This window comes from Cesiribacter sp. SM1 (assembly GCF_020178975.1).
Taxonomy (GTDB): domain Bacteria; phylum Bacteroidota; class Bacteroidia; order Cytophagales; family Cyclobacteriaceae; genus Cesiribacter.
In genome coordinates, this window is sequence record NZ_JAHXBU010000094.1 from 514,901 (window position 1) to 534,513 (window position 19,613).

The following is a 19,613-nucleotide window of genomic DNA, read 5'->3' on the forward strand; positions in this document are numbered from 1 at the left end:
TAAAGTTAATAGTTGAATAGCTAAAGTTATCCACAAAATTACTTTACAAAATATACCAGAGTATGCCAATGAGCATTCTTAAATTTAAACCCACTGATATTCATCACTTAAGCCAGTTAGGAACACTTGCAAAAAATAATCAGATTGAAAAGTATCTTACCATGGATGAACAGAAACCTTTTGATCCTGCAAAGGACTATTATGGGGGTCTGAGAAAAACTTTATGTAAGTGTCTCAGAAGTGGTAGACTTAGTGACCTAATTGATGAAGTCCAAAAGCTATAATTTAGGCATCCTAAACAAAGAAGCACATATTTAGAACTAGCATCGAATTTTCTTACGGTATTAGGAGATGCTAAAATAGGTGCTGCAAGTAAGGTTACATGCAAGCTACCCATTGTTGAAAACTGCGTTATCTCAGCACCTTCACATCTATGTGTTGATATTAATAGTAAGAGATGGTTAATTTGGTTTTACTTCGCAGAGGATGAACTTTTGTTAGAGAGAATTCAAATTCAGCTACAACTGATGAAGAAAATGGCTCCTGCAGGTACAGTGCCAACGATCATTGATTTGAGGCAGGAAAAGTTATATCAAACTGATGATATGACCATTAGCATCTATGAATTCCTGGTAGAGGAGGAAATTTCCTTTTTAGTAGGTTACCTGAGTGATAGAAGCAGATATTTTGCTGCATAATTTTGAGTGTTTATGATGAAGCGATTCCCCCGGTGCGAAAGTGCCGGGGGTTTTGTTTTTATGTGGTATAAAAGAAGAAGTCTATTCGGCTTATCTTTATTGTAGGTGAGGTTGAGAAGGGGTTATTTGCGAGGAGGAACGACGAAGCAATCTGGCTTCTATTGAGCAGTTAGATTCTATTGTCTGCAAACTTTGCCCATACTACAGTTAATAAATGGAATAGAGTAAGCAGGAAAGCTTAGCAACTATGGGACTCTTCTATCTATAAACTCGAACTGCACCATTTCATAGATGCCAGATTGCCGCGCTGCGCTCGCAAAAACAGGAGAAATTGCAGTAGAGGGAGCAACTTTGAATTCAGGTGTTTAGGCAGTAAGCGGCTGCAAATGCAGGAATTAAGCTAGTAGAAGGATTGATTGCAAAACTTTATAAAGATGGTGGCAGGGGCGACTTCACAAGAGGCAAAATTACGAAGCAGTATTACTTATCTTGACTTAAGCCATTGCGCACTTATTTATACCAATCCTTTGCCAGGTCCAGCCACAGGGGATTATGTGCTTCGATGAGGGCTACTTTTTTGGCGCGCGGTCCTGCCTTTAGCTGCTTTTCCCGCTCCAGGGCTTCTTCGGCAGTAGGATGCTCTTCCCACCACACCAGTTTATGTACTTTATACCGGCTGCTGAAGGATTGGGAATGCAGGCTATTCTTATGTTCCTCTACCCTGCGCTGCAAATCATCCGTCATGCCCGTGTAAAGAACGCTGTTGCTGCGGTTGCTTAAGAGGTACACGTAATAGTTAATGTATGCCATTTAGCTTTGCGTATGCCATATATAATCCAAGAACCTGCAGAAGCCAATTGGTTTTCAGTAGATTAAGATTAGCAGTTTAGGCTGTGGCATTATTCTGTTAGCATGAATGAAAGGCTGTTTTGGCTTTGAAAAAGCAAGAGCTGCACACCGGAGGCATGCAGCTCGATTAAAAATACAGGAAAAAAATTTCGTGGTGCTACTTATTGTCTGTAGAACTTTAAGACTACGTTACTGGCAGTAGTGAGGGTTAACTCCCAATAGGGTATTCCTGTAATCTGGTCATATACCTTGTTTATCTCGTAACGCAGGTTCATGCTGCCAGGCGTGAGTTCTTTATCAAAGTTCATGCTTTCATCGCAGGGGTAATGGAACCTGCTTCTCCAGTTGCTTTCCTGAAATACCAGCTGGTTGTCGTTGGCAGTAACACTGCCTGTGATGTAATCTGCCTGGTAAGTGCCGTAGCAGTTATGGATTGGTTCAACATCAGAATATACACTCCAGATAAAACTGCCATCCTGCTCAATTTTGATACCTGCACCTGGCCGTGGGCTCATTTCCCAGGGGCTGTTGGCACCACCAAACCAGCGGTTGGCTGCCCGATCATATAACTTCTCATCAAAAACAAACCCTATTTTAAAACTATCATCATCCAGCCACACACCCGCCAGCTGATCAGCATAGGCTGCGTCGGAGGTAAGTTTGTAATTGCCTGACACCAGGCTGCCGAAGGTATTAGCAGTAGGTGCATTTGCGTTGATCTGGGCACCTTTGTCGGTGTAGCCCAGCAGACCCCAGCCCAAGCCCTGCTGAATGGTAGCGTTTTCAACAGAGACCTTAGCTGTTAGGGCAACCGCCACATTCGCTTTCAGTCCGGGATAGAAAGGGACCTCCTTGTTGCCTGCATACGATACTTCGGTGTGGCGAAGTCTGTTAAGATCACTGGTAGAGTGGAATAAGATACCTCCCCAATAGCTGGAAGCAGATTTAGTATGGGCAGTAAAAGTAATTTTACCCGCATCTGTTCCTGTAGCATTCAAATAGCCGTTTGCTACTCTTAAAACTGTTTCCTCTTTAAATTCAAAGGTGGCACCCTCGGCAATACGCACACCAGATTCAATGATGATATCGCTGCTTACATAGTAGCCTGAGCCATCGTTAAAATCAGGCCATACTACATGAGATGCATGATTTACCACACCACCGGTTTCCACACCGTTAAAGCCGTTGTTTCCGCTATAGTGTGAGAAGAAGTCGAGCTTGTGCAGCTCACGGGCCGGTAAGTACATGGCACTGCCGGTGTTATTCACAAAAGCGTTGGTTTCAAACTTGTTAAGTGTTGCCATGCCCTGCACATACATGCCATAGCCAGCACTCTCATAAACATTGGTACCGGTCATTTTTAAAGCTGCGCCACTGTTTGCGCTGCCCATCATAATAATGCCTGCCTTGATGCCTGGTAGATCTACAAAGCTACTGCTGCCTGCATCCGAAAGAGTTACATTCTCAAATTCATTCAAAGGATTGTTGCTGATAAAAGCAATGCCTTTCCAGAAGCCCCTGACAGCATTTTTTCCCGCAAAGGTCACGCGCTTTTCATGAGTTCCGGTACCGTCGTTAGTACCCTTGGCAATGAGGGCGCCGGATGGATGAATGGTAAGGCCTTTATCCTGCTCGAATTCTATGCGAACCCCTGGTTTAACAGTAAGCTTGGCAGAAACCACCACATCGGCAGTGACAATATAATCGGCCAGTGCGGCATCTGTAAAGATATCTTCCAGTACCCGGTCTTCGGTTATGTCTTCGCTGATGATGATGGCAGCAGGCTCGCTGGGTTCCTGACCTGGAGCAAGAGCGGTGATCTTTACTTCGTCGGTGGCATAGCCCCGGGCATTGCTTATTTTAAGTTCTACCACATATTCACCAGTTACATCGGCAATAAAAGTGGAAGTCATGGAAGTAGCTCCGTTTATATTTGCAACGCTGCTGGCAGGTTTGGTTTTAAGTATCCAGTTATAGCCAAAGGACTTGCCATTACCATCTTTAGAGGCAGATCCATTGAGAGTTACCAGCGTGCCGGCTGCTACCTGCTGATCGGGGCCAGCTTTGGCCTCCAGCTGGTGCTGAGGCTGTGGTAGTGTTTCATCTTCTTCACAAGCAAACATGCTTAAGGTCAGGAACAGAAGAAAATAGGCGAGTTTGAAAAACGTGTTCATCTCTTTGAGCTTCAAAAATGTAAGATTCTGGTTAAGGTGTTACAGCTGAATTTTTTGCTGTGATACCGGTCAGACCAAAGAGGTTGAAAAAGCGTTGCCTGAGCTAAAAAAGATTTTTCAGTTTTTTTACCTATGCGCAGATGCTGCCAGAAACTGCTTGCGCCAGGTGCTATAGACTGCTTTTCCCGGCAAACCACAAGTTTAAGCGCAGGGGTAAATGTGCCTGTTTTCAGAAATGGCATATAGTCTCTGTGCACTTTCCCCCCTGGAAGTAAAAAAACCACCTGCTGTGTACACAGGCCTTTTGCCGCACATCATCAGTACAGATGCTGCTGAAGCCACAGGTTTAGCCGCAGCAAATTTTTTCTATAAGTGAGCATCAGGCAAAAACTACTCTGGCAGCATAGATTCACACATTATCTTTAAGGAGAGCTTTTTATTAATTGTGTTTAATAAAAAAATTAATAGTTAAACAAAACAATTATTTATTAACCTAGTATATCCCTTTATAGCTAAGATAAATTATTTACTGTTAAACAAACAGACAAGCAATGAAGGGAATTTTTGAAAACTTTAACAACCGCTGGAGCAGCCTTTTTATGGCGCTTACCCTGCTGACGCTGGTAGCTACCAGCTGTGATGACGACGACGACAATCCGGTTGTAGAACCAAGTAATGGAACTCTGCTGGAGCGGGTACAGAACGATCCGCAGCTTACTACCCTGGAGACCATTTTAACCATGCCCGAGTTTTCAGACCTGGCAGCAACAGCCGCAGATGAAGATGCTAACATCACTATTTTTGCACCCACCGATGCCGCTTTTACAGCTCTGCTAAACACCCTGGGAGCAAGCTCTCTGAATGAGCTGCCCATGGAGGTAGTGCGCGAAGTTGTAGAATATCATATTGTAGGGCAGGCGCTGATGTCCTCACAGATCACGGCCGGGCAGGTAACTACCCTGCAGGGCGAAAGCCTTACGGTTACCACCACTGGTGGCGTACAGGTAGATGGCATTGGTGTAACCCAGGCCGATGTTGAAGCCGATAATGGCGTTTTGCATAAAATAGGTGGTGTGCTGCTGCCCGAAGAACCACGCGCCGTGGCAGGTACAATTCTGGCACCGGCTTATTTTAATAATAACTTCAGCATACTGGTAGATGCCCTGCGTACAGCCGGTCTTGTAGATGATCTGCTAGGTGAAGGGCCTTACACTGTTTTTGCACCAACAAACGATGCTTTTGAAGCAGCAGGCATTACCAGCCTGGAAGGAATGACTTCGGAAGACCTGCAGCCAATTTTACTCTACCATGTGGTAGACGGCGAAGTAATGGCAGCTGATTTAACTGCAGGCGCTGTTAACACACTGGCAGAGCAGGATTTCTACGTAAGCCTTGCAGAAGATGGCGTGTACATTAATGGAATGTCGGAAGTAGTTACCACAGATGTAGCAGGTTCTAATGGCGTGGTGCACGTAATAAACCGTACTTTGATGCCTCCTAGCCAGAGCATTGTTGAGATTGTGCAGGAAATGGCCAGTGCTGCGGATGGAGCAGAATTTACACAGCTGCTGGCAGCGGTACAGCGGGTAAGTACCGGCGGCGGTGCTAACCTGGCAGAAGCGCTTAGTGGTGATAATAATGGCATGGGTTATACCGTGTTTGCACCCACCGATGCAGCCTTCCAGGCAGTGTATGATGCCGATAACGGTATTAACAGCATTGATGATATTCCGGTAGCTACGCTGCAGGCTATTCTGCTTACGCACGTTGTTAGCGGACGGGTGTTTTCTACCGATCTGATGGATGGTAATGTGGCTCCTCTGCAAAGCGGAGAAACCCTTGTAATTGATGCCGGCACCCCATCGGTAATGGTAGAAGGTTCTAATGAAGCAAATATCAACGCCGGGGCCTCAAATGTACTGGCAACAAATGGCGTAATACATGTTATTGATCAAGTACTAATCCCTGCAAATTAAGCCAGAAAGTTAAGGTCAATCCGGGCTAAAGCCATGACTTCTGGTCATGGCTTTCCTATTTCAGGTACCGGCGCCCTCCTACCCTGCAATGGCTGCATTAACAGCGGTGCAAGGCTTCCAAACTTTAGCAGGCAGGTGGCGTTACATATAATTGATAGCAGGTATGCTGTATGCAGCTAACTTGTTGGAAGGGAGAAGAACTACAGCCTTATTAAAGTACGCCTGGAATAGATGAGCTAAAAAAGCTCTGTAAAAGATTTTGATTCGAAGTTTCCACGCACTTAATTTGTAGTACAAAGCAAATGAAAACCGCTAATCCAATAAACTGCTGTTGCCTTGCTTGTTGTGCTTACACAACGAAGGGAACATTATTGGGTTGATTTGAATACGTTCATCACTGAATAATGAAGAGCCCTTCGGATGATCCCGCAGGGCTTTTTTCGTTTTTACTGATACACCGCCATGAACAAAGGTACCAGAACATACGGCCACAGCATCTACACATGCAGCTCTTGCTGTTGTTGTGTGTGTTGTACCCCTTTGCCGAAGGAGTGTTTCTGGTATAGTTGTGTGTAACTGCAGATTACCTTACTATGCTAAGTATTAAGAAAGCCCTTCGAGCCCTATATGCCCGCAGGGCTTTTTTGTTTATCTCAAATATGATTAAATAGAACTCCATATGCGCGAGCAGGAATTAATACAAAAACTTTTTGAGCGGAACCAGCAGGCCTTTATTGGTTTTCCCGGCAAGCAACAGGCCGAGGCGGTTATCGACAGGCTTTTTCATTTTTTGTTTACCCCCTACCATGGTCGCTTTAGCTGTTTACAGGAAACCGAACAGGAGTACCAGCTACTTAAAACCAGCTTTATACAACTGCTGGAGCGGGTGGTGCCCGATGAAAAGGCAAGAAAGAGCCTTTCAGAAGCTTATTTCGAAGAACTTCCCCGCATTTACCAGCGGCTGCTGATAGATGCCGAGGCTATTTTGCAGTTCGATCCGGCAGCACGCTCGCTGGAAGAAGTACTACTGGCCTACCCTGGCTTTTACGCCACAGCCATACACCGTCTTTCGCATGCGCTGTTTATGCTAAAGGTACCGGTGCTGCCGAGGCTTTTTTCTGAATATGCACACCGGCAAACCGGCATCGATATTCACCCGGGAGCCCAAATTGGCGAAGCCTTTGCCATAGACCATGGAACCGGCATTGTTATAGGCGAAACAACTGTAATTGGCAGGCATGTTAAAATATACCAGGGGGTTACCCTTGGTGCCCTGAATGTAGACAAAGGCTATACAAACCAGAAACGCCACCCCACCATTGAGGATAAGGTAATTATCTATTCCGGCGCCACCATTTTAGGTGGTAATACTATTATTGGCCATGACAGTATCATTGGTGGCAATGTATGGTTAACTTATAGTGTACCCTCGCACTCGGTGGTGTACCATAAAAGTGAAATAAAGGTAAGGGAAAAGAACCCCTTTGCCGAACCAATCAATTTTGTAATTTAATACCAGAACATACTATGAAAGCACAAAACGTTTTAGAAACCATTGGCAATACGCCTCATGTACGCATCAACAGACTCTATGGCAGCGAGCACGAAGTCTGGATAAAGCTGGAAAAGAACAATCCCGGCAACAGCATCAAAGACCGCATTGCACTGGCTATGATCGAGGATGCCGAAGAAAGAGGTGTTTTAAATAAAGACAGCGTTATCATAGAGCCTACTTCAGGCAACACCGGTATAGGCCTGGCCCTTGTAGCAGCAGTAAAAGGTTATAAGCTGATTCTGGTAATGCCTGAATCTATGAGCGTGGAGCGCAGAAAATTAATGGCAGCCTACGGGGCCGAATTTGTACTGACGCCACGCGAGCAGGGCATGAAAGGAGCCATAGAACGGGCAGGTGAGCTGGTGCAGGCTACCCCGAATGGCTGGATGCCCCAGCAGTTCGATAATGGAGCCAACCTGGAGATCCACCGTAAAACCACGGTGCAGGAGATCATCAAAGACTTTCCCGATGGCCTCGATTATGTAATTACAGGTGTGGGCACAGGCGGCCATATAACTGCGGCAGCAGAGGTGCTGAAAGCGAAATTCCCGAACCTTAAGGTTTTTGCCGTAGAGCCGGAGCTATCGCCTGTGTTAAGTGGCGGTGCACCGGGCCCCCACCCGCTGCAGGGCATTGGTGCAGGTTTTATACCGTCAATCATGAAGCCCGAGCTGCTGGATGGCGTTATACAGGTAAGTAAGGAAGCTGCTTTTGAATATGCCCAGCGTGTAGCCCGGGAAGAAGGCATCTTTGTAGGTATTTCAACAGGTGCTTCGCTGGCGGCTGTAGCCAAAAAACTGCCGGAGATCCCGAAGGGGGCCAAAGTTCTAACCTTCAATTACGATACCGGCGAGCGCTACCTGTCTATTGAAGGACTCTATTAAGAAACAGAAACAGTACAAAATCAGAAAGAGCACCCATCTGCTATGGGTGCTCTTTCCTTTTCATCATTAAGCCAACTTAACGATTATCTTTCACCAGGCTTTGTTTGCGATTTCTGATCATGTGCCTGCCATGGTGCATCAGAAAGGTTCGGTACACCTCCATGCGGACGGGCGGGCTCACGATTAAACTGTCCATAGCCGTCCAGCGACTGGCCTTGTGTCCAGCGGCCCTGTGCCATTGACTCTTCCGGACGAATGTTGGTAACCACAAACTTGTAGTTGAACTCCTGGTTTTCCAGATCACGTGGGAAGGTGTTAGGCACCGTGTCTGTTAAAGCGCCTATTTCCTCGAGTACTGCCAGCCATTGTTGCTGGTGCATGGTATCGCGGGCAATCAGGAACGAAAGCATATCGCGCATGCCGGGATCGTCTGTCATTTCGAACAGGCGGGTTGCCAAAAGGCGGCCACTACTTTCTGCCATAACGTTTGCACGCATATCGGCAGCCAGGTTACCGGTTCCTACTACCCATGAGCCGTTAAAAGGAACACCATTGCTGTCGGCAGCCATAGCGCCTAAACCGGCAGAAAGGTAATGGCGTGGGTCCATACCACCTAAAATTTGCTGTACTACCGGGTTCATGGAAGAAACATCTTCCTTAACAGCCATAGAGGCTCCCTCCAGGTTAAGGGCCACTGCTGTGGAAAGCATTTCAATATGTGATATTTCTTCTGTGCCGGTTTCCAGCAGCATATCGCGGTATTTCTCTGGTCCGCGCGCATTCCAGGCCTGGAACAGGTACTGAAGGCACACACGAATTTCTCCTTCTATACCACCAATTGCCTGCTGAAGCATTTTGGCGAACATTGGGTTGGGCTTATCAACCCTAACTTTGTACTGAAGTCTTTTATCGTAAAAAAACATAAAAATTGTGTTTTAGAAAAAATAAATTGTTACAGTTCCAACAGGTTCGATAAGCCATTGTTAGCCAATGTCAGAGAAAATATTGTTACCTTTTGTTGGATATCTGAACCGTTCATCCGCTAGTTTCTGCACTCGCTGCCATACATATTAATTGTCAAAAGCTTTGTAAACAGCTTGTAATGAGGATAATGTAAAAGAACGGGAGAGGCAGGATGCTGCTTTTGCTATAAGAATTACTTATAGCCTTATAATTTTAAATAATAGAACAGGCGCCAGCATAAAATAGGTAAAGCACCCAGTTGATAGCTGCTAAAATGAAAAAGCCCTGCCGGAGGGGCAGGGCTTCTTAAAAATTCAAAAAGGAAGGATTAATGCACCAGGCTATGCTCCAGCATATACTGGGCTATTTGCACTGCATTGGTGGCAGCACCTTTGCGAAGGTTATCGGCCACAATCCACATATTAAGTGTTTTAGGCTGCGACTCATCGCGGCGCAGGCGACCAACAAATACCTCATCGCGGCCATGGGAGTTCATGGGCATCGGGTACACTTTATTGGCCGGATCATCTTCTACCACCACACCAGGTGTCTGGCTTAGCAGGCGGCGTACTTCTTCCAGGGTATAGTCTTCTTCAAACTCTACGTTTACAGACTCGGAGTGGCCGCCCATTACAGGTACGCGCACGCAGGTAGCAGTTACCTGAATGCTGTCGTCGCCCATAATTTTCTTGGTTTCGTTTACCATCTTCATCTCCTCTTTGGTGTAGCCATTGTCCATGAATACATCAATCTGAGGCAGCAGGTTAAGATCTATACGATATGGATAAGGTCCGTTCTCTACCTTTTGGCCTGCACGCTCTGCCATTAACTGGTCAACAGCGTTTTTACCGGTACCGGTTACAGACTGATAGGTAGATACCACGATGCGCTTAATGCGGTACTTTTTATGCAGTGGCGCCAGTGCCAGCACCATTTGTATGGTAGAGCAGTTTGGGTTTGCAATAACACGGTCGTCGATGCGCAACACATCGCCGTTTACCTCTGGTACCACCAGTTTGTTCTTGGGGTTCATGCGCCAGGCAGAGGAGTTATCGATTACGATAGTGCCCACTTCTGCAAACTGCGGAGCCCACTCCAGCGAAGTGCCGCCGCCGGCAGAGAAAATAGCAATGTCTGGCTTTTTGGCAATAGCCTCCTTCATGCCAATAATGGCATATTCCTTTCCCTTAAACTTCACCTGTTTACCCACTGAGCGCTCAGAAGCTACAGGGTACAACTCGTCGAACTCGAAGTTTCTTTCTTCCAGTACTTTAAGAATTTCGGTGCCCACCAGACCGGTGGCGCCAACTACCGCCAGTTTCATTTGTTATTAGGTTAATTAATAGACTGGCAAAAGTACAACAAAATTTTCTTTTATATGAAGAGAACAGCAATAATGGCCCTGCTACTATGCCTGTTTTTTATAAATAATTTGGTATTAGGGCAGATAAGCAACCTTCCTTACAGTCAAAGTTTTGAAGAAAGCTTTACTACGGGAACCCGGGTGCTGTTCCTGCCCCACTGGTGGGCCAATGAAGTAAGCAGCAGCTCCCGCATATACCAGACTACGGCAGGAGCCTACAGCGGTATGGCGGCTTTGGTGGCAGAACCTACCAGTACTTTTACAGCAGACATACGGCTGCTGCTCAATGCCAGTGCACTCGATGGAGCAAATCTGAGCTTCAGGGCCCGCAGCGGCAAAAACGGTAGCGGCACCCGTGCTTCAAAGCTCCTGTTAAGTTTTTCAGCAAATGGAGGCCAGAGCTTCAGCAATCCTGTGGAGGTAGGTGGTGCCGGTGCTTTTCCGAATGCCGATACAGAATACCAGCTGTTTGAATTTACGCTGCCGGCAGACTTGCTGCATAACCCAGATGCGGTGATACGCTGGCAGGTAGCGCGCCTGGAGGAGGGCAGCGGAACGGCCGCACGTATTTTGCTGGATGATGTGGTGGTAAGTCCGGCAACGGCACAATTAGCCTTACTTTCTGCTGAAGCAGCTTCTTCATCAGAAATAGTACTTACTTTTAACCTGCCGCCAGAGCAGGCCTCTGCCGAAAATACTGGTAACTACAACATAAGCCCTGCTGCTACCATCACGGCAGCTTCCCTGCACCCGCAGAATCCACGCCAGGTGCTGCTAGAGGTATCATCTCCCTTAGCGCCGGGTAGTTATGTCCTTACCATTACAGGCATCAGGCCTGCCGGAGCAGGTGAACCATTGCCCCTTACCTCCTTCCCTTTTCAGTACACGCCAGCTCCGCAGTACCGCGATGTGGTAATCAATGAAATATTTGCCGACCCTAACCCAAAGGGAAGCCTTAGGCCACAGCCTGTAGTATTACCAACAGCAGCAGATGCCGAGTTTGTAGAACTGTTCAATGCTTCTGACGCTCCATACAATTTGCAGGATTTGCGCTTAGGTGGCGGGAGGCTTCCAGATTACCAACTGGCACCAGGCGCCTATGTACTGCTGGTACCTGCCGGAAAGCAGGAGCTCTATAATGAATACGGAGCGGTAGCAGAGGTACAGGGCTGGAAAAGCCTTGGCAACAGTGGCAGCAGCTTACAGCTTACCCACACCGCCAGCGGCCAGCTGCTCGATAGCCTTAGCTACTCCATAAGCTGGTACCGCGAGGAGGGCAAGGCAGAAGGTGGCTGGTCGCTGGAGCAAATAAACCCCTACAGCCAGTGCAGCCAGCCCCTGAACTGGCGCGCCTCTGCAGACCCAAAAGGTGCAAGCCCTGCTGCACCTAACTCTGTGCTCGATACCACCCCCGATACAGAACCACCGCAACTGCTGCAGGCCGTAGCAGCTGCACCACAGGAGGTAGTGTTGATATTTGATGAGTATCTTTCTCCAGCTGCTTTATCTGCAGCCTCGTTTGCCCTGGACCCAGTGGTGCCCATTGCAGGGTTGCAGCACCGGGGGCGGCGGCTGGTGGTGCAGCTTTCTGAACCACTGCATCAGCAGTCTTACCAGATAAACATAGCAGAAGTAGCAGATTGCAGCGGCAATACAGCCCTGCTGACTGCACCCATCATTTACCCCAGGCCAGCAGAAGCCGGAGATTTGCTGATCAACGAAATTATGTATAATCCTGCGGCAGGTGCTCCTGAATGGGTAGAACTACATAACCCTACTGCGCACTATTTAAATTTGCAGGGCTGGTACCTGGGCTTAAGGGAAGGTGGTATAAAGTCTTCGGCAATTATAAGCCGGGAGCTGCTCCTGATGCCCCCCAATAGTTACCTGGTGCTTACCCCCAGCCCCGGTGGCGTACAGGAATATTTTCCGCAGGCGCCTGCAGAACGACTGCTGCAACTGCAGGGCTTTCCTAACCTGCGCAACAGCGGCGATACCCTGGTGTTGTTAACACCTGCATTTAAAGTAGCAGAAACTGCTTTTTTTTCCGATGCCCTGCACCATTCCCTGCTTTCCGACCGCATAGGAGTTTCGCTGGAACGAATAGATGCTGCAAAGCCTGCCCTGCTGATGGCTAATTGGACTTCTGCAGCCTCTCCCCACTGGGGCAGCCCTGGTATGCCTAACTCACAAAGCCGCTCCCTGGCACCGGCCACAGCCCCATTACAAATTGAACCTGAAGTAGTGGAGCCAACTCCGGATGGTGTGGATGATGTAGCCTTTATCCGTTACCAGTTGCCCAGGTCGGGCCTTAGCGGTACGCTTTACATTTTCGATGCCGGGGGGCGGGAAGTAAACCGGCTGGCGGATAATCAGCTGCTGGGGCAGGAAGGAACTTTTAACTGGAATGGTACTAACAGCTCAGGAGAACGTGTAAGAAATGGATACTATATAGTACTGCTTTCTGTCTTTGGATCTGATGGTTATATGGAGCAATGGCGGAAAACAATTGTGGTAACAAGTTGGCTGTAAGGAACTTTTGATAAAAACTTCATGTATTATTTTTGGGAAAATATCATAAAAGTTTATATCTTAAGATCAAATTCCTGCCAGAATAAAAAAGATATTATGAGTGACGTAATCGACAACACCCTTGTTAGTGGAGTTCAGCGTGGTCTTCGCCTTGAAGCCCTGCATCGCTACATCAGAATGAAATACGGCATCAGCATTGATCTGGATGCTCTGAAAAGAAGAATACACCTGCTGAATCTTAAATTAGATTACTAACAAAAAAGCTGCCTGCAGATATCTGCAGGCAGCTTTTTTGTTATAAGGCCTTTTATTTCTTTTCCTGAAAGATAAACACCTGTGGTTTTCCTTTCTGGTTCATGTAGCCCCTGTACATACCGCTGGTGTTGAAGGGCATGGCAATGTTGCCTTTATTGTCTACAGCAATAATGCCACCTTCGCCTCCCTGTTCCTTCAGGGTTTTCATCACCACCTCTTCTGCGGCATTCTGTAGAGAGAGTCCCTGGTATTTCATGCGGGCGGCAACATCGTATGCTACTACATTGCGTATAAAGAATTCGCCATGGCCGGTAGCCGATACGGCACAGCTCTGGTTGTTGGCGTAGGTGCCTGCGCCTATGATGGGAGAATCGCCAACCCGGCCCCAGCGCTTATTGGTCATGCCACCGGTAGAGGTACCGGCTGCCAGGTTGCCCTGGCTGTCCAGTGCTACGGCACCTACAGTGCCAAATTTTTTACCTTCAAAAAGTCCCCATTCCGGGTCCTTCAGGCTGCCTTCCTTGTCTTTACCCTGCTCCAGCTGTTGCAGGCGTTTTAGCTGGTCGAAGCGCCGCTGATCAAAGAAATAGGAGTTTTCTACCTGCTCCAGTCCCTGCTCCCTGGCAAACTCTTCGGCACCGGTGCCGGTAAGCATAACGTGCGGTGATTTTTGCATAACCGCCTGTGCTGCCAGAATTGGGCTCTTGATGGTGGTAACACCAGCAACAGCGCCTGCCTGCCCTGTTTTACCATCCATAATGGAGGCATCCAGCTCATTACGGCCGGCGTGGGTAAACACAGCACCCCTGCCTGCATTAAACAGCGGCGATTCTTCCATGATCTGTATAGCCGTAGTAACAGCCTCCAGGCTGGTGCCCCCGCGCTCCAGCACGGCATAACCCTTTTCCAGGGCTTCAGAAAGCTTTTGCCTGTAGATGCGCTCCAGCTCCGGAGTCATGTTCTCGGGCGTGATGGTACCTGCCCCACCATGAATTACCAGTACCACTTTATTTTGTGCTTGTGCCGCCATTGTAAAAAAAAGGAACAGGAGTATTAATATGTTTTTCATGCAGCGCAACGTTAGATTGGTTAAGTCAGCAAGAAATTTCATTTATTTCTTATTTTCAAGAAAAATAACGATATTTGCGCCTCGAAGGTGATAATGCCTTAAAACTGCACTGCCATGCGGTTTATGACTTTTTCCACTTGTTGAATAGTGTTTAGTAGGTAAACAAGTACGCCCATGTCGAACGAAGCAACAGTACGATACTCAGACGAGGATTTAAAAGAGTTTGAAACGCTGATTCAGGAGAAACTGGATAAGGCTAAGAGTGAGCTCAAGTACATCAAAGAAACCCTGAATAAGACCAGCGAATATACGCTTGACAGTGGCGGACCTGTTAAGATGCTAGAAGATGGAGCCGATGCTGCCGAACGTGAAAGCTTAACACAGCTAGCGGCACGCCAGCAAAAGTTTATTAACCAGCTGGAGAGTGCAATGGTCCGTATCAAAAACAAGACTTACGGTGTTTGCGTGGATACTGGCAAGCTTATCAGCAAAGATCGTTTACGTGCTGTGCCGCATACCATGCATTCAATAGAAGCCAAGCTGGCTAAAAACACCTAACACGCGCCTTTGGACTTTCTGCAAAACCATGTAGAGGCGCTTATTTTTTGTTCACCCTCACCACTGGGGGTGGCAGACATAAAAAGTGCTCTTTCTGAAATGTTTGGGGCCGATGTGCCCCAGGGGCATATAGAGGAGGCTGTACAGCACCTGCTGCAGCGCTACGAAAGCCCCGACTACGCTTTTGAACTTGTTGCCCTCGCCGGTGGTTATCAGTTTATGACAAAGCCGGCCTATGCTGCCGGTATAAGCATATTACTAAAGCAACAGTCTAAAAAACGCCTGTCTACCTCTGCGCTTGAAACGCTTTCTATTATAGCTTATAAGCAACCTATTACCAAAAACGAAGTAGAACAAATTAGGGGCGTTAACTGCGATTACACAATCCAGAAACTTCTGGAAAAAGAATTAGTTGAGATAAAAGGAAAAGCTGAGGCTATTGGCAGGCCCCTTCTGTACGGAACAAGCCGCAAATTTGAAGAGCACTTTGGTATTAACAGTCTGAAAGACCTGCCCACCCCCAAAGATTTCTCGGCCGACGATAACAAAATAGGCGAAGAACAGTAAAGCATAAAGCTGCAGTACTGTTCAATTCCCTAACCAGTACCCAGTACCAGTAAAGCATTAGTTGCTATCTGCACCAGAAGCACACAAATAACAAACTACGTTTACGTAACACGATTCGATGAACAAACCCAACCGTAAGTTCACTCCCAAGCAAAATGGAGGGGAACGCTCTTCTAATGGAGGAGAACGCACCTCTTTTGGAGGAGGAGAACGCTCCTCTAATGGAGGAGTACGCAGCGAGCGCCCCCGCAGGCCTCGTACAGATGAAGGAAGTAGAGCAGGGGGTTTCTCTGATAAGCGCTATTCTCCCATGCTAGACCCTGATGATAACAAAGAATGGCAGCAGCGGGACGAAGCTGGCCGCCGTTACCGCCCCTCAGGAAATGATAATGCTGAACGTCCGCGTCGCCCAAGAGGCGATGATGATGACAACCGCCGCGATGGCGGGCGTCGTGGCGAAGGCCGTCGGAGCGACGATCGCCGGAGCGATGCTCCCCGTGGAGAAGGCGCTCGCAGAGACGATCGTCGTGGCAGTGCCCCGCGTGAGTTCAGAAAGCCCGGCCGTGATGGCGAGGGTGGCGCAAGCCGTTTCCGCTCCGAAGAAGGCAGAAGCTCCAAACCGCGTACAGGTAACAGCCGCTTTGGCGAAGGCTCTAGCTTTGGCAGAGACAGCGACGATACTGAAAGAGGAGGTTTTAACCGCCGCTTTAACAGCGACGATGACAGCCGTGGCTACGGTGCCCGCAGGGACAACCGCCGTGGCGACGAGGCCCGTGGATACAACCGTAGCGACGAAGGATTTGGAGAACGAAGGTCTGGCGGACCACGTTCAAGCGGACCGCGCCCAGGCGGAAATCGCTATGGCGAAGAACGCTCCGAGACCGGACGCTCTGCAGGTTATGGCAACCGCAGGAATGAAGGTGGCCGCAGCGAATTTCGCTCCGAAGGTAATCGCAGCGAGCGCCGTGGAGAATTCCGCTCCAACCGCTCTGAAGGCAACCCTGCAGAACGCCGCAGCAATGCCGGCCGCAGAGGTGGTGCCCGTTTCGACAACCAGGATGAAGCCCCGCGCCGCAGCCGCAGAAGCGAAGATGGTAACGATTTTGAAGGACGCGAAAGCACTCCTTTTAAAAAAAAAACTTTTAGCGAACGGAAAAGCAGCAGCACCTCAACCCCTCCCACCTACGACTTTAGCAAAATAAAGCCTAAGGACGAGAAAGTTGCCCATACCGACGCCAACATCCGCCTGAACAAGTACATTGCTGATGCCGGCATTTGCAGCCGCCGCGATGCCGATGAGCTGATTGCCAGCGGACAGATAAAAGTAAATGGTGAGGTAGTTACCCAGATGGGCCATAAGGTGAGCCGTAACGATAAGGTTACCTTCAACGGCAAAAAGATTAACCCTGAAAAGTTAGTGTACGTGCTGTTGAATAAGCCTAAAGACTTTATCACCACCACCGAAGATCCGCAGGAACGTAAAACAGTAATGCAGCTGGTAGACGATGCCGCCGATCAGCGCATCTACCCGGTAGGGCGCCTTGACCGTAACACTACTGGTTTACTCCTGCTGACCAACGATGGCGAGCTGGCTGAAAAGCTAAGCCACCCCAGCCATAAGGTTAAAAAGGTGTACCAGGTACTGCTCGATAAGCCGTTGGATGAGGCAGATTTCGATAAAATTCAACAGGGCATAGAGCTGGAAGACGGCCCCGCTCCCGTTGATGAGATCGGCTACGTAATTCCGGAAAAAACTGTGGTTGGTGTGGAAATCCATATTGGCCGTAACCGTATTGTACGCCGTATTTTCGAATCGCTGGGGTATGAGGTACTGGGCCTTGACCGCGTAATTTATGCCGGTCTTACCAAAAAAGACCTGCCCCGCGGCCACTGGCGCTACCTGAGCCAGAAAGAGGTAATCCGCCTGAAGCATTTTAGCTAACAGGCTGGCGAATACAGGCACTGGTGCTTTTGGCACTATGCAGCATACATATCATCAAAAGCCCTTGCTATATAAAGCAGGGGCTTTTTGCTTTTTACTGCCAAGTGTTTGTACAGGCTTAGTATATTGTGGCAGTGTTTAGCCTGTGTACTTAATGAAATCTATCCTGCTGCTCTTGTTTGCCCTCTGCCTTGCCGGCTGCAGTAGCACTGCTGAAAATAGTGCCGTAGCCGAAACAGCAGATAAGGTGCTGGTGTTAAAGGCCAGGCGTGAAATGCAGCTCCTGAAGGAGGGGCGGGTACTAAAGACCTACAAAATTGCAATGGGAGATCAGCCTGTGGGGCATAAACAACAGGAGGGAGATGAGCGTACTCCTGAAGGCAGATACACCCTTGACTGGCGAAACAGCAAAAGTGCTTACCATAAATCCATTCACATCTCTTACCCCAGTGAGCAGGATAAGGCCCGGGCTAAGCGTTTGGGTGTATCTCCCGGTGGTGACATTATGATTCATGGCATGGCTAAAAAAATGGCATGGATAGGTGCTCTGCACACAGCAAAAGACTGGACCAACGGATGTATCGCCGTAACAAACGAAGAGATGGATGAAATTTGGGCAATGGTGAAGAATGGAACAGAAATTGAAATTCTTCCGTAAAAATCTGGCCAGATGTACGGCAGTTACCGTCCCAACAAAGTCCTGATGATACAAAAATACAGCAGCTAGCAGCTAATGATTCCATGATGGCAGCTGTATGCTTCAATAATAAAAGCTCATTTAGAATATACTGGTAATATAAGTTTATGAAAAGATTACTCCTGAACGCTCTGCCCATACTGCTGGCAGGGCTAGTGGTGCAGGCCTGTTCAAATACCGGCCAAAGGCTGGAAGCCCCCACACAGAATGTGGTAGAAGGACCACTGGAAGTTGAAATACGCCAGCAGGAGGATGGATGGCGGCTGTACAGGGGAGGCGCGCTGTACTACATCAATGGCGCAGGAGGCAGCCGCTATTTTGATGAGCTGGCAGCCAGTGGCGGTAACTCCGTTCGTACCTGGAGCACACAAAATGCCCAGGACATACTGGATGAGGCACACAGGCGCGGCCTTACCGTTACCCTGGGGCTGGATGTGGCCCGGGAACGGCATGGCTTCGATTACAACGATACTGCTGCTGTTGCAGAGCAGCTGGAGCGGCTGCGGATTGAAGTGCAAAAGTATAAGAACCATCCCGCCCTGCTCATGTGGGGCATTGGCAATGAGCTAAACCTGCACTACACGAATCCTAAAGTGTGGGATGCGGTAAACAGCATTGCCCGGATGATACATGAGGAAGATCCTAACCACCCGGCTACTACCATGCTGGCAGGCCTTAACCAGGCAGAGGTAGATCTTATCAGAACAAGAGTGCCGGCGCTTGACCTGCTGGCGGTGAATGCCTATGGTGACCTGCCGTCAGTACCTGAAAAGGTGCGCAGCCTGGGCTGGACCAAACCCTATATTGTAACAGAGTGGGGCCCTACCGGCCACTGGGAGGTAGCTAAAACAGCCTGGGATGCTCCCATTGAAGAAACCAGCAGCGAAAAAGCAGCCGTTTACATGCGCCGTTACGAAGCCTCCATGGGAACTGATACTGAAATGAATTTAGGTTCTTACGTATTTCTGTGGGGGCAAAAGCAGGAACGTACCCCCACCTGGTATGGCCTTTTTACGGAGGCAGGGCAGGTATCGGAGGTGGCAGATGTAATGCAGTACCTCTGGACTGGCAGCTGGCCCCGCAACAGGGCACCACACCTGGATTCTATGCTTGTAGATGGAAAAAGAGCAACAGATAATATTTACCTGCAGCCGGGGGCGAGCTACAGCGCCAGCGTATATGCTTCAGACCCTAACGGAGATCCACTCTCATACCGCTGGGAGCTTCTGCCCGAGAGTACAGACCTGAAGGAGGGCGGTGACCGCGAAAGCAGGCCGGCTCCCCTGGAAGGGCAGTTTACAGCAGAAGCGGGGGGGCAGCTCACGCTAAATGCGCCAGCACAGGAGGGTGCCTACAGGCTTTTTGTGTATGTTACTGATGGCAATAACAAAGTGGCTACTGCCAACATACCTTTTTATGTAAAAAAATAAAGAACAAGGGGGCAGATTTATTCTTTGGCACATTAAATGTAGATTAATCCACAACATTAAGTATTCAGATATTACACCTAAACGTTAAGGCTATATGCCGG

16 protein-coding genes are annotated in these 19,613 nt (G+C 48.4%); 11 read left to right on the forward strand and 5 right to left on the reverse strand.

The features are described from left to right. Positions 1-527: 527 nt before the first annotated feature. Positions 528-698 (forward strand): hypothetical protein, encoded by a 171-nt coding sequence (locus KWJ01_RS26285; RefSeq protein ID WP_225000117.1) that lies wholly within the window; start codon positions 528-530, stop codon positions 696-698. 510 nt (positions 699-1,208) lie between these two features. Here the strand turns inward: KWJ01_RS26285 and KWJ01_RS26290 are convergent. Then, positions 1,209-1,508 (reverse strand): GIY-YIG nuclease family protein, encoded by a 300-nt coding sequence (locus KWJ01_RS26290; RefSeq protein ID WP_225000118.1) that lies wholly within the window; start codon positions 1,506-1,508, stop codon positions 1,209-1,211. A gap of 200 nt (positions 1,509-1,708) precedes the next feature. After that, positions 1,709-3,721, reverse strand: a complete 2,013-nt coding sequence (locus KWJ01_RS26295; RefSeq protein WP_225000119.1) for a hypothetical protein — start codon at positions 3,719-3,721, stop codon at positions 1,709-1,711. A gap of 551 nt (positions 3,722-4,272) precedes the next feature. On the opposite strand from KWJ01_RS26295, the gene KWJ01_RS26300 reads away from it, so the two are divergent. The 3 genes from KWJ01_RS26300 (at position 4,273) to cysK (ending at position 8,136) form a co-directional block, all read left to right on the forward strand. Continuing rightward, positions 4,273-5,697 (forward strand): fasciclin domain-containing protein, encoded by a 1,425-nt coding sequence (locus KWJ01_RS26300; protein WP_225000120.1) that lies wholly within the window; start codon positions 4,273-4,275, stop codon positions 5,695-5,697. A gap of 679 nt (positions 5,698-6,376) precedes the next feature. Next, positions 6,377-7,210 carry a serine O-acetyltransferase gene (locus KWJ01_RS26305; protein ID WP_225000121.1) on the forward strand — a complete coding sequence of 278 codons (834 nt, stop codon included), beginning with the start codon at positions 6,377-6,379 and terminating at the stop codon, positions 7,208-7,210. A 14-nt stretch (positions 7,211-7,224) separates the two neighbouring features. Next, positions 7,225-8,136, forward strand: coding sequence for a cysteine synthase A (cysK, locus tag KWJ01_RS26310; RefSeq protein WP_225000122.1), 912 nt, complete (start codon positions 7,225-7,227; stop codon positions 8,134-8,136). An 83-nt stretch (positions 8,137-8,219) separates the two neighbouring features. Here cysK and KWJ01_RS26315 read toward each other — a convergent pair whose 3' ends face one another. Together KWJ01_RS26315 and KWJ01_RS26320 are read right to left on the reverse strand one after the other, a co-directional pair. After that, the gene (locus KWJ01_RS26315; protein WP_225000123.1) at positions 8,220-9,059 is read right to left on the reverse strand and encodes a manganese catalase family protein; all 840 of its coding nucleotides are present in this window, start codon (positions 9,057-9,059) and stop codon (positions 8,220-8,222) included. A 368-nt stretch (positions 9,060-9,427) separates the two neighbouring features. Further along, positions 9,428-10,423 carry an aspartate-semialdehyde dehydrogenase gene (locus tag KWJ01_RS26320; protein ID WP_225000124.1) on the reverse strand — a complete coding sequence of 332 codons (996 nt, stop codon included), beginning with the start codon at positions 10,421-10,423 and terminating at the stop codon, positions 9,428-9,430. A gap of 54 nt (positions 10,424-10,477) precedes the next feature. Between KWJ01_RS26320 and KWJ01_RS26325 the strand changes: the two genes are divergently transcribed. Beyond that, positions 10,478-12,994 carry a lamin tail domain-containing protein gene (locus KWJ01_RS26325; protein WP_225000125.1) on the forward strand — a complete coding sequence of 839 codons (2,517 nt, stop codon included), beginning with the start codon at positions 10,478-10,480 and terminating at the stop codon, positions 12,992-12,994. Between the two features lie 96 nt (positions 12,995-13,090). Continuing rightward, complete coding sequence (locus KWJ01_RS26330; RefSeq protein ID WP_225000126.1) at positions 13,091-13,249, forward strand: hypothetical protein; 159 nt, start codon at positions 13,091-13,093, stop codon at positions 13,247-13,249. 52 nt (positions 13,250-13,301) lie between these two features. On the opposite strand, the gene KWJ01_RS26335 is transcribed toward KWJ01_RS26330, so the two are convergent. Further along, positions 13,302-14,318 carry an isoaspartyl peptidase/L-asparaginase family protein gene (locus KWJ01_RS26335; RefSeq protein ID WP_225000127.1) on the reverse strand — a complete coding sequence of 339 codons (1,017 nt, stop codon included), beginning with the start codon at positions 14,316-14,318 and terminating at the stop codon, positions 13,302-13,304. A 174-nt stretch (positions 14,319-14,492) separates the two neighbouring features. Between KWJ01_RS26335 and KWJ01_RS26340 the strand changes: the two genes are divergently transcribed. The 5 genes from KWJ01_RS26340 to KWJ01_RS26360 all read left to right on the forward strand — a co-directional run bounded on the left by KWJ01_RS26340 (position 14,493) and on the right by KWJ01_RS26360 (position 19,512). Continuing rightward, complete coding sequence (locus KWJ01_RS26340; protein WP_225000128.1) at positions 14,493-14,876, forward strand: TraR/DksA C4-type zinc finger protein; 384 nt, start codon at positions 14,493-14,495, stop codon at positions 14,874-14,876. Between the two features lie 9 nt (positions 14,877-14,885). Continuing rightward, on the forward strand, positions 14,886-15,443 hold the full coding sequence (gene scpB, locus KWJ01_RS26345) for an SMC-Scp complex subunit ScpB (RefSeq protein WP_225000129.1): 558 nt from the start codon (positions 14,886-14,888) through the stop codon (positions 15,441-15,443). A 118-nt stretch (positions 15,444-15,561) separates the two neighbouring features. Then, positions 15,562-17,385: a pseudouridine synthase gene (locus KWJ01_RS26350; RefSeq protein WP_225000130.1), complete on the forward strand. Its 1,824-nt coding sequence runs from the start codon at positions 15,562-15,564 to the stop codon at positions 17,383-17,385. 154 nt (positions 17,386-17,539) lie between these two features. Then, a complete protein-coding gene (locus KWJ01_RS26355) occupies positions 17,540-18,043 on the forward strand; it encodes a murein L,D-transpeptidase family protein (protein WP_225000131.1) in 504 nt (167 codons plus the stop codon). A 146-nt stretch (positions 18,044-18,189) separates the two neighbouring features. After that, on the forward strand, positions 18,190-19,512 hold the full coding sequence (locus KWJ01_RS26360; protein ID WP_225000132.1) for a glycoside hydrolase family 2 TIM barrel-domain containing protein: 1,323 nt from the start codon (positions 18,190-18,192) through the stop codon (positions 19,510-19,512). Positions 19,513-19,613 lie beyond the last annotated feature (101 nt).